Genomic DNA, 13,904 nt, shown 5'->3' with positions numbered 1-13,904 from the left:
ACGCTGTGCATCCGTGATCAGTTGGTCGGCATGCTCCACGTCTGGTTCGGGCCGCCGACGCAGTCCCAGACCTGCAGCCTGCGGCCATTGGTGGGGTCGCCGGCGGCGAGGTCCAGGCAGCGCTTGGACCACGCGTTCTGGTACTGGTTGGTGCCGATGCGGATCCAGCGCTGGTTGTCGCCGCCCCAGCACGGGTGGGTCTTGAGCTGCGCGCCGTTGCCGATGGCCTCACCGGGCTGGTCGAGGCACTCGTTGCCGATCTTGATCTTCCCGGCGGCGGTGAAGGTCCAGCGCTGGTTGGCACCGTTCCAGCAGTCCCAGATGTTCACGGTGGCGGCGGCGTCGCGGTCGACGCACTTGTTTGCGCCGTTCCACTTGATCATGCCGATGCCCTGGTCCGGTCCGCTGGGTGCGTTCGTCCACGCTTTGCTCAAGCGTCGGAAGGTCAGTGACTCGACGCGGACCGTGCCGTTGTTGGCGTAGGCGCGGATGCCGAGACTACCGCTGGAGGAGTTGAAGTCGACGTTGTCGGTGACGGAGATCCGGCCGTCGTTGCCGAAGGTCTCCAGCTGCCCGCGGTCGACGAGGACGCGAAGCTTCACCCGGTTGTCGATCGGCGGCATGGGTGCGTCGGCGAGGGTCTGCCGGACGCGGTCGTAGCCGATGGCGGCGTCACGTGTGCCGTCGGCGCGGCGGTGCAGCTCGAAGCCGAAGTCGGTGGCGGTGGCCCCGGTCAGGTCGTAGGTCGCTTCGATCTCGTAGGTGTCGGCGGTGATGCCGTTGAAAGGGTTAGTCGCGAGGTCGGGAGAGACCGTGAGGTTGCTCCAGGTCTGCGCTGCCTGGCGGACGGTGGAGATCTCGCTGACCGGGTTGCGGGTCACCCGGATGCCCTCGGGGAACGTCCTGAGCCCGAGCTGCGCGGGGAACGACGCGTTACCGGTCCAGGTCGAACCCTTGTTGCCGGGCTGCCAGAACACTTGGACCACCCGGTTGGTGGGCATGTTGGTGAAGGTGAGGCCGGCGTAGGCGGTCCCGCCGAACTCGGTGCGACCAACGTCCAGGCGTTGCGGTCGGGACCAGCCGGCGTCCGGCACGAACACGCCGGCGCTGTTCAGCGTGCCGATGACGTACTCGCCGCTCGCGTCCTGCAGGACCCACTTCGGGTTCGCGGTGTTGCCGTCGACGGGGAGTTGGTAGAGGTCGGGGCACTCGAACAGCCAGTCGGCGCGGAACTCGCCGCGGTAGGTCCAGTCGAGCAGGTTCGTGGAGCTGTGGAACTTCGCGGTGTTGCCGCCTTCGTTGCCCCAGAGCACCATGCCCCAGCGGTTGCGCGCGGCGTCCCAGAACACCTTCGGGTCACGCGACTCGTACGGGGTGGAGATCACCTTGGTGCCACCGTTGTACATCCGGAACGTCCGCGCGCCGTCGGTGCTGTAGGCGATGGACACGCCGTTGGTGTTGGTGAACAACAAAATCGGGGCGTCGGCGCCGGTTTTGAGGCCGGTGACGTTGTTGTGGTCGACCCAGCCACCACCGGAGAACAGCGTGGCGTTGTGCAGACCCGGCTCCAGGGCGATCGGCTGCTGCCTCCAGTGCACCAGGTCGGTGCTGGTCGCATGGCCCCAGTGCATGGTGTCCCACTGCAAGCTGTGCGGGTTGTGCTGGTAGAACAGGTGGTAGACGCCGTTGTAGTACAGCGGCGCGTTCACGTCGTTCATCCAGCCGCCCTGCGAGCTGAAGTGGAACTGGCCGCGTAACGGCTCGTTGTAGTCGGTGGCGTCGTAGGGGTACTCCGGGTAGGGCGCGGCCTGTGCCGGGGGCGCGGCGATCGCCGTGATCGCGATCAGGACCGCTGTCGCCGACAGGACGGCAAATCTGCGCATACTGGCCTCACTTCACGTCTGTGGGAAGGGAGTTCGTCGGGTCAGGCGTTCGTGGAGCGGGCTTCGTCGGGGAGCAGTTCGTCGAACCACGGGGAGTCGGCGCCGGCGCGGGTGCACGTGATGGCCGCGACGCGCTGGGCGTAGGACAGGACGTCGACGAGTTCGGTGTGGGTCACGGTGCTCAGGTTGGTCCGGGTGAGCAGGTCGTTGCGGTCGAGAGCGGCCAGGAGGCCCGCCATGAACGCGTCGCCCGCGCCGACGGTGTCGGTGACGTCGACCGGTAGCCCGGGGAGGTCGATGCGGCCGGTGGGACCGGAGGCGTGCACGCCTGCCGCCCCACGGGTGACGACGACGAGGGCTGGGCCCTGCTCGTGCCACTCGGACACGACGTCTGCGAGCGTGCGGTCCGGGGCGATCCACCGCAGGTCCTCGGCGCTGACCTTGACGATGTCGGTCATGCCGAGCCAACGCCGCAACCGGGCGCGCGCGGTGGAGGGGTCGTCGATGAGCACCGGGCGGATGTTGGGGTCCAGGGTGACGACGCGGTGCGGGTGCTCACGGGACAGCAGCGTCTCGAACACGGCGGCCATCGGCTCGACCGCGAGGGCGAAGGAGCCGCTCACGTGCAGTGCCGCATCCGGTGGGAGGTCGGTCGGCAGGTCGGCGACCCGCCAGCCGCCGTCGGCGCAGCCGTCGATGTAGAACGAGTAGTCGGCCACCCCGTCCAGGTCGACGTCCACCACGGCGAGCGTGGTCGGCGCGGTCGACCGGACGACGTGGCGGAGGTCGACGTTGGAAGTCTCCAGGTGGGCGCGCAGCAGAGCGCCCAGGCGGTCATCGGCCAAGCGGGCCAGCAGCGCGGTCTGCGCGCCGAGCCGGCCGAGGCCGACCGCGGTGTTGGCCGGGCTCCCACCCGGGATGGGCCGGTAGCCGCCGACGCGGTCGGGCACGAGGTCGACGAGGGCCTCGCCGCCAACGATGATCATGTCGGGTTTCCTTCAGCTTCGGCACCGCCCCGAGCAGGGCGGTGACGGTCGGCAGGCTGACGAGGCGACGTCCGTGACGCCTCGGGAAGGCGTGCTCGTCCCGCGCGACGCCCGGTGCGGGCGTCGCGCGGGAACGGCCGCGTCAGGCGGCTTGGTCGGGCGGCTCCATGGCGCCGGTCATGATCGCGACGGCGTCGGCCATCGAGATCGTCTTCGGGTCGACCACGGCCTTGCGGCGGCCGAGGCGCTGGATGTGGATGCGGTCGGCGACCTCGAACACGTGCGGCATGTTGTGACTGATCAGGATGACCGGCAGACCCCTGTCCCGGACCTGGAGGACGAGGTCGAGCACGGCGCGGGACTCGCGCACGCCCAGCGCCGCCGTCGGCTCGTCCATGATGACGACCCGGCTGCCGAACGCGGCGGCACGGGCGACCGCGACGGCTTGCCGCTGGCCGCCGGACAGCGTTTCGACGGCCTGGCCGGGGTTCTGGATGGTCATGATGCCCAGGGCGTCGAGTTGGCGGCGTGCTTCCTCGCGCATGCCGTTGCGGTCGAGCATCCGGAACACCGTGCCGAGCACGCCCTTGCGGCGGCGTTCGCGGCCGAGGAACAGGTTGCTCGCGATGTCCAGCGACGGCGACACGGCCAGCGACTGGTGCACGGTCTCGATGCCGGCGTCCCGGGCGTCGATGGGCGAGGTGAACGACACCGGTGTGCCGTCGAGCAGGATCTCGCCCTCGTCCGGCACCACAGCACCGGACAGCGCCTTGATCAGGCTGGACTTGCCCGCGCCGTTGTCGCCGATGACGGCCAGGATCTCGCCGGGCAGCAGTTCCAGGTCGGAGCCGTCCAGGGCGGTGACCCGGCCGTAGCGCTTGACCAGGCCGCGGGCCTGCAACACCGGTGTGGTCATGGCTTCACCTTCCTGATCCACTGGTCCAGCGACACCGCGACGATGATGAGCACGCCCACGGCCATCGTCTGCCACAGCACGTCCACCCCGGCCAGCGCCAGGCCGTTGCGGAACACGCCGACGATCAGCGCGCCCAGCAGCGAGCCGACGATGGCCCCGCGACCGCCGAACAGGCTGGTCCCGCCGATCACCACCGCGGTGATCGAGTCCAGGTTGTCCAGCTGCCCGGCCTGCGGGCTGGCCGACGCGATGCGGCCGATGAGGACCCACGCGCTGAGCGCGTACACCAGACCTGCCGTCGCGTAGACGCTCAGCAGGACCCGGCCGGTGCGGATGCCGGACAGGCGTGAGGCTTCCAGGTCGTCACCGGTGGCGTAGACGTGACGTCCCCACGCGGTGTTCTTCAGCGCGAACGCCATCGCCGCGACCAGCACCACCATCATGATCGAGCCGTAGGTGACGCGGGTGCCGCCGAGGTTGATCGTCTGACCGGTCCACAGCAGCAGCGAGGGCATGTCGGTGCCGCGGATGGTGGCGCTCTGCGAGTACCAGAGGTTCAGCGCGAAGAACACGTTGAGCGTGCCGAGGGTGACGATGAACGGCGGCAGCTTGAGCCGCGTGACCAGCAGGCCGTTGAGCAGACCGCACAGCGTGCCGACCAGGAAGCCGAGCAGCAGCGCGGGCAGGCCCGGCAGGCCGGTGTCCGCGGCGACCTTGGCCATCACGATCGACGTCAGCACCATGATCGCGCCGCAGGACAGGTCGATGCCCGCGGTGAGGATGACGATCGTCTGGCCGACGGCGAGCGTGCCGATGACCGCGACCTGTTGCAGGATCAGGGAGATGTTGCCCGGCGTGAGGAATCGCGGTGACAGCACGGCGAACACGACGACGGCGACCAGCAGCACCACGGCGGGGCCGATGGTGGCCTGCGAGTGCAGCAGGTGCTGGAGGCGGGCGAGCGGCGAGCGCGTGGTGTGCTCGCCGAGTGGATTGCCGCCGGGCGAGTGGTCCTTGGACAGGGTCGTCGACATGGCTCAGCCCCAGCAGTTCTGCAGGCCCCACGCGGTGTCCTTCGACTCCACGCCGGTCGCGGGCTGGTCGGTGATCAGGGTGACGCCGGTGTCGACGAAGTCCTTGCCCGCCGTGTTCTGCGGCTTGGTGCCGTCGGCGGCGAACTTCGCGATCGCCTCGACGCCGAGCTGCGCCATCTTCAGCGGGTACTGCTGCGAGGTCGCGCCGATGATGCCCGACTTGACGTTCTCCACGCCGGGGCAGCCGCCGTCGACCGAGACGATCGTGACGTCCTTCTCCTTGCCCGCCGCCTTCAACGCCTCGTACGCGCCGGCCGCCGCGGGCTCGTTGATCGTGTAGACGAGGTTGACGCCGGGGTCCTTCTGGAGCAGGTTCTCCATCGCGGTCCGGCCGCCCTCGGGCGCGCCGTCGGTGACGTCGTGGCCCACGATCCGCGGGTCGCTCTCGTCTCCGATCCGCTTCTTGTCCTTCACGTCGACGCCGAAGCCCTCCAGGAAGCCCTGGTCACGCTGCACGTCCACGGAGACCTGGTTGGGGTTGAGGTCCAGCAGCGCGATCTTCGCCTGCTTGCCCTCCGCCTCGAACTTCGCCTTGGCCCACTGCCCGATGAGCAGCCGGCCTGGTAGTTGTCGGTGGCGAAGGTCGCGTCGGCGGCGTCGGCCGGTTCCAGCTGGGTGTCCAGCGCGATGACCAGCAGCCCGGCCTGGCGCGCCTTGTCCACCGAGGGCACGATCGCCTTGGAGTCGTTGGGCGTGAGCAGGATGCCCTTCGCGCCCGCACCGATGAGGTTCTCGATCGCGTCGACCTGCGACTGGTTGTCGCCGTCCTGCTTGCCCGCGAACGACTGCACCGTCGCACCGGTCGACCCGGCCGCCTTCTGCGCGCCCTCCTTCATCTTCACGAAGAACGGGTTCGTGTCGGTCTTGGTCACCAACCCGACGAGCGTGCCGCCACCGGCCGCACCGCCGCCGTCCCCGCACCCGGTGGCCAACGCCAGCAACGACGCCGACACCAGTGCCGTGAGCCTGGCGCCCGTTCGCGACCGTCCGGTCATGTCTCCTCCAACGTCAACGTTGACGTAACCGGCCGCCGGACCCGCTGAGGTTCCGTCGTGGCCGCCTGTTACGCATGCAGCAATGGAAAACGCCGCACTTCCGGTCCCATGAGGACAGTTCGAAGAAGTGGGGCTTTCGTTAAGTCAACGTTGACGCTAGCTTCGTGGTCCAAGTCACGACAAGTCGCCGTTACGCAAGCGTTACCCAGGATGGAGCAAAGGACCATGGACGTACGGGGTGCACGGCGCGAGCCGACCATGAAGGACGTCGCCGCACTCGCCCAGGTCAGCACGAAGACGGTCTCACGGGTCATCAACGACCTGCCCGGCGCCGGTCCCGACGTCGTCGAACGCGTCCGCGCCGCCGCCCGCACCCTCGGCTACCGCCCCAACCTCACCGCCAGCAGCCTGCGCCGCTCCGACAAGCGCAGCGCCACCATCGGCGTGCTCTTCGAGGACCTGTCCAACCCCTTCGACGCCGCCCTGCTGCGCGCGGTCGAGGACCGCGCCCGGCAGAACGACGTGCTCGTGCTGGCGGGCAGCAACGAGGACGACCCTGCGCTGCAGCGCGAGCTGCTCACCTCCCTGGCCACCCGCCGGGTCGACGGCATCGTGGCCATGGCCGCCGGCGGCCACCAGGACGCGCTCCAGCAGGAACGCGAACGCGGCACACCCATGGTCCTGGTCGACCGCCCACCGACCTTCGACGGCACCGACAGCGTCACCACCACCAACCGCGACAGCTCCCGCGAAGCCGTCCTGCACCTGGCCGGACGCGGCCACCGGCGCATCGCCTTCCTCGGGGACCGCCAAACGCTCTGGACCAGCCAGGAGCGCTACACCGGCTACCTGGAAGGACTCGCCCACACCGGCCTCACCCTGCACGAAGAACTCGTCCGCACCGACCTGCACGGCCCCGACGCCGCCGAGACCGCCACCGCGGCCCTGCTCGACCTGGCCGAACCGCCGACCGCGCTGTTCACCGCGCAGAACCTCGTCACCGTCGGCGCGATGCGCACCCTCCGCGCCCGCGGCCTGCACCACCGGATCGCACTCATCGGCTTCGACGACTTCCCCCTCGCCGACATGCTCGAACCCGCCGTCACCGTGCTCCGCCAGGACGTCCCCGCCCTCGGCCGCAAAGCCGCCGAACTCATCTTCACCCGCATCGACGGCGACCAGTCCCCACCCACGCACGCCGTCATCCCGGCCACCCTCGTCCAGCGCGGCTCGGGCGAGATCCCGCCCGCGCCCTGATCGGACACGGACGCGTAACAGGCCGTCTACAGCGGCATGGTCCTCAAGAACCCTTCACCGAACCAAGTGCCCAAACGATTTGGCAGGTCGTGGTGAAGCGCATCGGGATCAAGCGCGGGTCAGGCCGCGTGGTCGCCTTCTGACACCCCACAGGGTCACCCGGTCCGGTGCACGTCCAGGTAGGGGCGGAGTAGCCGGTCGAGCAGGGCCAACACGGCCGCTTGACCATTGCGCTCGATGTCCTGTGACGCGCGCAGGACCGTCGTGTTCACCAACTCGGCCATCTGGTCGGGATCCGGCTCGCCGAGCAGGCGCAGGGCGCGGGTGAGCGGCTCCCGGAGTTGGGCGTGCAGCCGCGCGCTGTGCTCGTGCAGCACCGATGGGTCCATGGCGGTCCGCAACGCCTTGGCGACCGCTTGCTCAGGCCCGGAGAACAGCGCGACGTTGGCTTCCACGTACGCCCACACCTGATCGGCCGGGGTGGGTGCCGCGGTGACGTGGGCGCGCACCTGGGCGGCCCAGGCCGGGAAGGTGTCCTCGACCACGGCCTGCAGCAGTGCGTCTCGCGAGGAGAAGTACTGGTAGACGCTGGACCGAGCGAGGCCGGCGCGTGCGCCCGCAGCGGCAAGCGACGGGGCTTGACCCGTCTCGGCGAGCAACTCGTGCGCCGCGACCAGGATCGCCCGCCGTTGCCGTGCGCGGTGCTCGGCCACGGTGGGCGCCTGGATGCGGGGCATGCTCTCCTCCTGGCGGGTGTCGCCTCCGCTACACCAGGGCGGGCCGGGTCGGTTTCAGCCTGCCGTCGGCCATCTCGTAGACCCGGTCGCAGTGGCGCAGCACGTCGTGGTCGTGTGTGACCACGACTGTAGCCATCCGAAGGTGGTGGGTCTCCTTGGCCAGCAGTTCGACCACCTCGTGGCTGCGCCGGCGGTCCAGCGCCGCGGTGGGCTCGTCGACGAGCAGCAGGCGCGGTCGGGTGACCAGCGCACGGGCGATGCCGACCCGTTGACGTTCACCACCGGAGAGCTCGTGAGGCCGACGGCCGGCCTTGTGCTCCATGCCCACCTCGGCGAGCAGTTCGAGGGGGTCGCGGCTCGCGTCGTGTCGACCGAACGTCAGCGGCAATCGCACCTGGTCGACGGCGGTCAGCGAGGGGATCAGGTTGTTGCTCTGGAACACGTAGCCGATCCGCTCCCGACGGATCCGCGCCCGGTCCCGCTCGGTGCCCGACAGGTCGACGTCACCGACGAGCACTCGACCCGCATCGGGCACGGTGAGCCCGCCCGCCACGGCGAGCAGGCTCGACTTGCCCGCCCCCGACGGCCCCACCACCGCGACGATCTCGCCTTCTTCGACGCGCAGGGTCACCTCGTCGAGCGCGGTGGTGATGTCCTCCCCGTCGCCGTGGCGGAGGGTGACCTCGTCCAACAACAGCCCGGCGCTCATCGGTTGCCTCCCAGCGCGGTAAGGGGGTCGACCTTGACGATGCGCAGCACCGCGATGGCCGCGCCGGCCATGCCGAGCACCACCAGCAGCAGCCCCGCGACGGCGATCGACCCCGGGTCGAGTGAGAACGGCATCGGCGTGGACGAGATCGCGGCACCCGCCGCCACCCCGATGCCGACCCCGAGGACGGTCGAGATCGTCAACAGCACCAGCGACTGAGCCAGGCTGTCCCGCAACACGTACCGCGTGCTCGCGCCCATCGCGCGCAGCACCGCGATCTCCGGTTTGCGCTGGATGGTCAGCACGGTGAAGAAGGCCCCGACCACCAGGGCCGAGATCGCGTAGAGAAACACCTGGATCATCTGGAGGGTCGACGTCTCGGCGGTGTAGCCGGGAGACGCGCCGAAGGACTCCTCCAACGTCATCGACATCGTTCCCACCTCGCGGTCACCTGCGGCGAGGTCGGTCCCTGAAGCGGATCGCACCGCGACCGCGGTGATTTCTTCGTAGGCGTGTGCCGGTGCTTGAGCGCCCGGCGCGGTCCCGGTCCGGATCTCCTGCCACGTGCGCAGCGGGATGTAGCCGATGTCGACGTGGCCGTAGGTGTGCTGACCGTCCAGCACGCCGACGACGGTCAACTCGGTGCCGACCCTGTCGACCGTGACGACATCGCCGAGCCGGACGCCCGCGTCCAATGCCGTGGCGCTCACCACGATCTCGTTCGGATCGGAGCCCAAACGCGTGCCCCGCGCCGGTTCCGGGTCGATGAACGAACCGGGCTGGACACCGAACAACGCCAGGTCGATGTCGACGTCACCGTTGGTCTTGGCGTTGACCAGCGTGTTTCCGTACGGCGCGGCGTCGGTGACGCCGTCGCGCTCTGCCCACTCGTCGACGGTGCCGAGGTCCACCACACTGCGCGAGAACGCGGCGTCGCCCGCCACGCCGCGCTCGAAGGCCAACGACGTGACAGGAAGCTTCTTCAGCCCGGAGACGCCGTCGTCGACCAAGCCGACAGACAACCCGGACAGCAGCACCATGAGGATCGCGATCAACGCGACCACGGTGCCCATCAGAGCGAAGCGGCTCCGGGCGAAGACCAGCTCGCGGATCGTCAGGAACATCGGCTACCGGCCCAGTTGGGTTGTCGACATCATGTCGGCAACTTTACCGACACGATGTCGGCATCTGACGTCGAGGGCTCGTGACACCTGGCACATCGGACGTGAACCCGGGGGTGCCAGAACTCTGCGTCAAGGCGCCGACCTGTGGCGATCGCGCACCATCGGCTGTAGCCGAGCATGATCGCGGGGCGTGGCCCGAGGACTGCTGCACCTGGTCTTCGTCCGGGTCGTCGCCTGGTTGGTCCTGCTTGGCCGGTCATCGGCGGCCGAAGACGTGGAGCTGCTGGTGTTGCGGCACGAAGTCGCCGTACTACGCCGCACCAACCCCCACCCGCGGCTGGAGCGCGAGCTGCTCAAGCTCGGCCACCGCGTAGCCGCCTCAACCGTGCGCCGCGTGCTCAAGCGCCGCCGGGTACCACCCGCGCCCCACAGCGACATCGACCCTCCGGGCGACCGTTCCTCCGCACCCGGGTCTGATGCACAGGCATGCGCGTCGCATACCGGTTTGCGGTCGCAGCTGAACAGGAGTCGAGCCGACGCGCGTCGTTCCGGTCTGAACGAGCGTCGTCAGATCGTCGGGTCGTTCCGACGAAGCTCACCGGCCGGTGCGGTGGTTCCTCCATCGCACCGGCCGGTGAGGGTGTTCAGGTAAGGCGGCTTCTACTTCGTGACGCACAGGGCCTTGTCGAAGAAGGCGAGAACTTCCATGATGCGAGCTGCGTCGTTCGTCACGACCAAGGTGACCGCCCTGCCATCGGAGGTGATCGCGGAGCGGCTCTGGAAACCGTCGATGTCGCCGCCGTGGCCGTACACCACGCCTCCGCAACTGAGCGGAATCTCGGTGACACCCAGACCGTAGCGCCACCCCGGGAGAATGCCGGTCGCCTCGACCGTCTGACGCATCTCCGCCATCTGGCGGGGCTTGAGCAGCCGGCCCGTCTGCAGGGCGACCAGGAACTTGTTCACATCACTCGGGGTGGCGATCATCTGCCCCGCGGCGCCGGCGATCGACGGGTCGAGCCGGGTGATGTCGACCAGTTCACCGGGGATCTCGTTGCCCTCGTCATCCATGGGCGGCAGGTAACCCTGCGGGTGTGGCGCACGGATCTCGCGGTCGCCCGGTCCCGGGTAGTACGTCTCCTTCAGCCCGATCCGGTTGATGATCTGATCCGTGATCACCTCGGCGAGCGGCCGTCCCGCCACCTTCTGCGCCACCAGGCCCAGCAGCACGTAGCCGCCGTTGCTGTACTCGAACACCCGGTCCTGTCCCGGAGCGAACGTCGGTGCCTGCGTCAACGCCGCGTCGAGCACCTCCCTGGCGTCGAAGTACCGGTCCTTGATCGGCAGAATTCCCCCGGGCATGAGGGGCATCGCCCGGGTCATCCCGCTGGTGTGGTTCAGCAGTTGCCTGATCGTGATGTTCCGGCCGTCGATCGCCGCACCGTCACCGGTACCCCGCACCACACCCGGCAGGAACTTCTCCACCGTGTCGTCCAACGAGAGCTTGCCCTCGCCGGCCAACTGCAGGACCGCGACCGCGGTGAACATCTTGGTGCTGCTGGCGATTCGCACGTAGCCGTCCGCCGGAACCTTGGACTTCGTCCGAATGTCCCCCACCCCAGCGGTGTAATTCACCACCCGCCCGTCGCGGTCCCGCACCGACATCAGCGCCCCGGGCAGGGTTCCGTCCTTGACCAACTCCTCCAGGCCCGCCTGCAGCGACTTGTCGTGAGCCGGCGTCGACTTCTCCTTGCCCGCATCCACCGAGGCCGCCGAGGTCACCGCGATACCGGCAACTGCCACCGCCGCGATTGCCGCCACGGCCACACCACGACGCCGACGCGCTGGGCCCGGGCTGGTTCCGGCCGGGCGACTCAGACCTTTCAACAAGGGACACTCTCCAAATTGGACGGTTCGCACTGACACCCCTAGTGTTGCCGCGGCCTCGGCTCCCGACGATCCCCTGGGCTGCACAACTCTGGTACAGCCAGCACTACCTCCATCGACCCCGGCCGGTCGGATCCCGCCGGAAACGCACGTGCGGCAAGGGCTCGGGTGTGGATGCGTTGAGCACCCGCCCGAGCCCTTGCCGTTGCGTGGCTTCCCAAGGGCGGAAGCTGCCTGTGTTCTGCCGGGGGTCAGTTCGCGCAGAGTGCGGCGTCGAAGAGCGCGCTCCGGTCCGCGGCGACGGACTTGTCCTTCACCGATCCTTGCGTCGCAGTGACCACGATGGTTGCCGCGCGGCCGTCATCGGTGACCCCGTTTTCGTTCGAGTAGCCCGGGATGACGCCGCCGTGGCCCCACGCGACCTTTCCGCAGCTCAGCGGGATGCTGAAGATGCCGAGCCCGTAGCCCTGGCCCGACTCCGGGTCTGTCGGGATGGTGGCGCGCAGCTGGGCCAGCTGGGCCGGTTCGAGAAGCTTCCCGCCCAGCAGCGCACCCAGGAAGGTGTTGAGATCGCCGGGCGTGGAGACCAGCTGGCCGGCCGCCCAGCCCCAGCTCGGGTCCATGCGGGTGAAGTCGAGCAGCTCGTCGGTCACCGGATTGCGCTGGTACCCCTTGGGGTGCCGGCCGCGGATGTCCTGCTCGCCGACCTCGGGCGCGTACGTGTCGCGCAGGCCGATCCGCTCGATGACCCTGGTGGTCACCAGTTCGTTGAACGGGCGACCGGTGACCTGCTGGGCGATCAGGCCGGCCAAGACGTAGTTCGTGTTGCTGTAGGACCAGCCGCTACCGGCGGGCCTGCCGTCCTCCCGGGCGTTCGCCAGGTCGAGCAGTTCACGCGGTTCGAGGTAGACGTGCTGGTACGGGAGCAAGTCGCCCATGGCAGGGAACAACGAATCGGTGTAGTCGGGCAGGCCGCTGTCGTGCTGGAGCAGCCGGCGGACCGTGATCTTGCTCGCGTCCACGCCCTTGGCCCGCACCAGGCCCGGCAAGTACTTCTCGATCGATGCGTCGAGCTCTACCTTGCCCTCCCCGACCAACTGCAGTACGACCACCGAGGCGAACATCTTGCTGGCGCTGCCGATCCGCACCCTGCCGTTCGCCGGTACCTTGCTACCGGCCCGCAGATCACTGACCCCGGCCGTGTAGTGGCGGGTCCGGCCGTGCTGGTCCCGGACAGCGGCCAGCGCTCCCGGGTGCCGGTCGGTACCGACGAGCTTGTCCAAGCCCTGCTGGATCGCATCGCGGCGAGGTTCGGCCTGGGTGATCGGGGCCGGGCCGACGAACGCGAGACTGCCCGCCGCGACCGCGGCTGCCGCCACGGTGGTCATACGGCGATATCGCGGCGAAAAAGGCCGATCTCGCCGGGAAGAGGATGTGAACAATGCAGACACTCCTAGATTCCGCGCGGATGTCGATCCTGCGCACATCGATCGACCTCAGTCTGTTCACCTTCATCCGGGTCGACAATCCAGCCTGCTGGACAACAGAAGTAGCGGTGCCACCCCGGTGACCGAGCTGCTCACGCCCCGGTGGAGCGCCACAACGGCAGGTCGACCTGCATCCGAGTCCGGTTGTGTTGATCGGATAAGGTCCAGCGGGGAGGTGGCATGGCACGGGTGCGGGAGCGACTGCGGTCGACGCTCGATGCCACTGCGCGTCTTCTCGGCGGCTTCGGCACGGCGTTGCTCGCCCTGGCCGTCCTCGTCTGGATCGGCGTGGTCGGACTGCTCAGCTGCGTCGGTGCCGGTGTTCTCCTGGTGCCTTCCGCCCTGCGCACGCTGCGGTCGGTCGCGAACCGGGAACGGGCCCGACTCGATGTTCTCGCCCCCGACGCGGTGCCGCAGCAGGCGCGCGCCGCGCTGCGCAACGTGGCCGTGCGACGTGAGCTGGCCTGGCTGCCGCTGCACGCCACAGCCGGTTCGGCCATCGGGTTCGTCGGGATCGCGATGCCGGCCACGATGCTGCAGAACACGACCTACCCGTTCTGGTACTCCGTGCTGCCGCCCTCGGACAACACTCCCACTTTCCTCTTCTGGAACATCTTCTCGAAGGTCACGGACCTCACCGGCGCGTTGGTCGTGGCGCTGTCCGGCGTGCTCTGCGCCGCCTTCCTCGTCGCGCTCGGGCCAGCGCTCGTCCGGGTACAGGAGTGGCCGAGCCGCCACCTGCTGGCGCCTCCCCCGGGCACCGACCTCTCGCTGCGGATCACCGAGCTGACCGTCACCCGTGCCGCCGCTCTCGATGCGCACGCCGCCG

At 69.1% G+C, this 13,904-nt stretch carries 12 protein-coding genes and 1 pseudogene; 3 read left to right on the top strand and 10 right to left on the bottom strand.

What is annotated here, in order from left to right:
- Positions 1 to 17 precede the first annotated feature (17 nt).
- From OQ02_RS35260 to OQ02_RS40415, 5 genes and pseudogenes are all read right to left on the bottom strand, one after another.
- Entirely contained in the window at positions 18 to 1,883 is a 1,866-nt protein-coding gene (locus OQ02_RS35260; RefSeq protein WP_051773185.1) for a GH32 C-terminal domain-containing protein, read from the bottom strand.
- A gap of 41 nt (positions 1,884 to 1,924) precedes the next feature.
- Positions 1,925 to 2,869, bottom strand: coding sequence for a carbohydrate kinase family protein (locus tag OQ02_RS35255; protein WP_033443019.1), 945 nt, complete (start codon positions 2,867 to 2,869; stop codon positions 1,925 to 1,927).
- Between the two features lie 142 nt (positions 2,870 to 3,011).
- A complete protein-coding gene (locus tag OQ02_RS35250) occupies positions 3,012 to 3,785 on the bottom strand; it encodes an ATP-binding cassette domain-containing protein (protein WP_033443018.1) in 774 nt (257 codons plus the stop codon).
- Entirely contained in the window at positions 3,782 to 4,819 is a 1,038-nt protein-coding gene (locus tag OQ02_RS35245; protein ID WP_081916164.1) for an ABC transporter permease, read from the bottom strand. The genes OQ02_RS35250 and OQ02_RS35245 overlap by 4 nt, the downstream gene beginning before the upstream one ends.
- Positions 4,820 to 4,822: 3 nt before the next feature.
- Positions 4,823 to 5,715, bottom strand: a pseudogene (locus OQ02_RS40415) (substrate-binding domain-containing protein).
- A gap of 384 nt (positions 5,716 to 6,099) precedes the next feature.
- Between OQ02_RS40415 and OQ02_RS35235 the strand changes: the two are divergent.
- Positions 6,100 to 7,131: a LacI family DNA-binding transcriptional regulator gene (locus tag OQ02_RS35235; RefSeq protein WP_033443017.1), complete on the top strand. Its 1,032-nt coding sequence runs from the start codon at positions 6,100 to 6,102 to the stop codon at positions 7,129 to 7,131.
- Between the two features lie 155 nt (positions 7,132 to 7,286).
- On the opposite strand, the gene OQ02_RS35230 is transcribed toward OQ02_RS35235, so the two are convergent.
- The 3 genes from OQ02_RS35230 to OQ02_RS35220 are packed head-to-tail and all read right to left on the bottom strand — an operon-like array spanning position 7,287 to position 9,701.
- Entirely contained in the window at positions 7,287 to 7,868 is a 582-nt protein-coding gene (locus OQ02_RS35230) for a TetR/AcrR family transcriptional regulator (protein WP_033443016.1), read from the bottom strand.
- A 28-nt stretch (positions 7,869 to 7,896) separates the two neighbouring features.
- Entirely contained in the window at positions 7,897 to 8,577 is a 681-nt protein-coding gene (locus OQ02_RS35225) for an ABC transporter ATP-binding protein (RefSeq protein WP_033443015.1), read from the bottom strand.
- Positions 8,574 to 9,701, bottom strand: coding sequence for an ABC transporter permease (locus tag OQ02_RS35220; RefSeq protein ID WP_033443014.1), 1,128 nt, complete (start codon positions 9,699 to 9,701; stop codon positions 8,574 to 8,576). The genes OQ02_RS35225 and OQ02_RS35220 overlap by 4 nt, the downstream gene beginning before the upstream one ends.
- 190 nt (positions 9,702 to 9,891) lie before the next feature.
- On the opposite strand from OQ02_RS35220, the gene OQ02_RS46295 reads away from it, so the two are divergent.
- Positions 9,892 to 10,353 (top strand): hypothetical protein, encoded by a 462-nt coding sequence (locus OQ02_RS46295; protein WP_231500361.1) that lies wholly within the window; start codon positions 9,892 to 9,894, stop codon positions 10,351 to 10,353.
- 8 nt (positions 10,354 to 10,361) lie between these two features.
- On the opposite strand, the gene OQ02_RS35215 is transcribed toward OQ02_RS46295, so the two are convergent.
- Positions 10,362 to 11,621, bottom strand: coding sequence for a serine hydrolase domain-containing protein (locus tag OQ02_RS35215; protein WP_156077506.1), 1,260 nt, complete (start codon positions 11,619 to 11,621; stop codon positions 10,362 to 10,364).
- A gap of 218 nt (positions 11,622 to 11,839) precedes the next feature.
- Complete coding sequence (locus tag OQ02_RS35210; protein WP_197043638.1) at positions 11,840 to 13,039, bottom strand: serine hydrolase domain-containing protein; 1,200 nt, start codon at positions 13,037 to 13,039, stop codon at positions 11,840 to 11,842.
- A gap of 216 nt (positions 13,040 to 13,255) precedes the next feature.
- On the opposite strand from OQ02_RS35210, the gene OQ02_RS35205 reads away from it, so the two are divergent.
- Positions 13,256 to 13,904: sensor domain-containing protein (locus OQ02_RS35205; RefSeq protein ID WP_033443011.1), on the top strand; the 649-nt coding region annotated here is incomplete at its 3' end.

Source organism: Saccharothrix sp. NRRL B-16314 (assembly GCF_000716595.1).
Classification (GTDB): domain Bacteria; phylum Actinomycetota; class Actinomycetes; order Mycobacteriales; family Pseudonocardiaceae; genus Actinosynnema.
The sequence above is the reverse complement of the archived record's forward strand: the minus strand, read 5'-3'. Positions and strand labels throughout refer to the sequence as shown.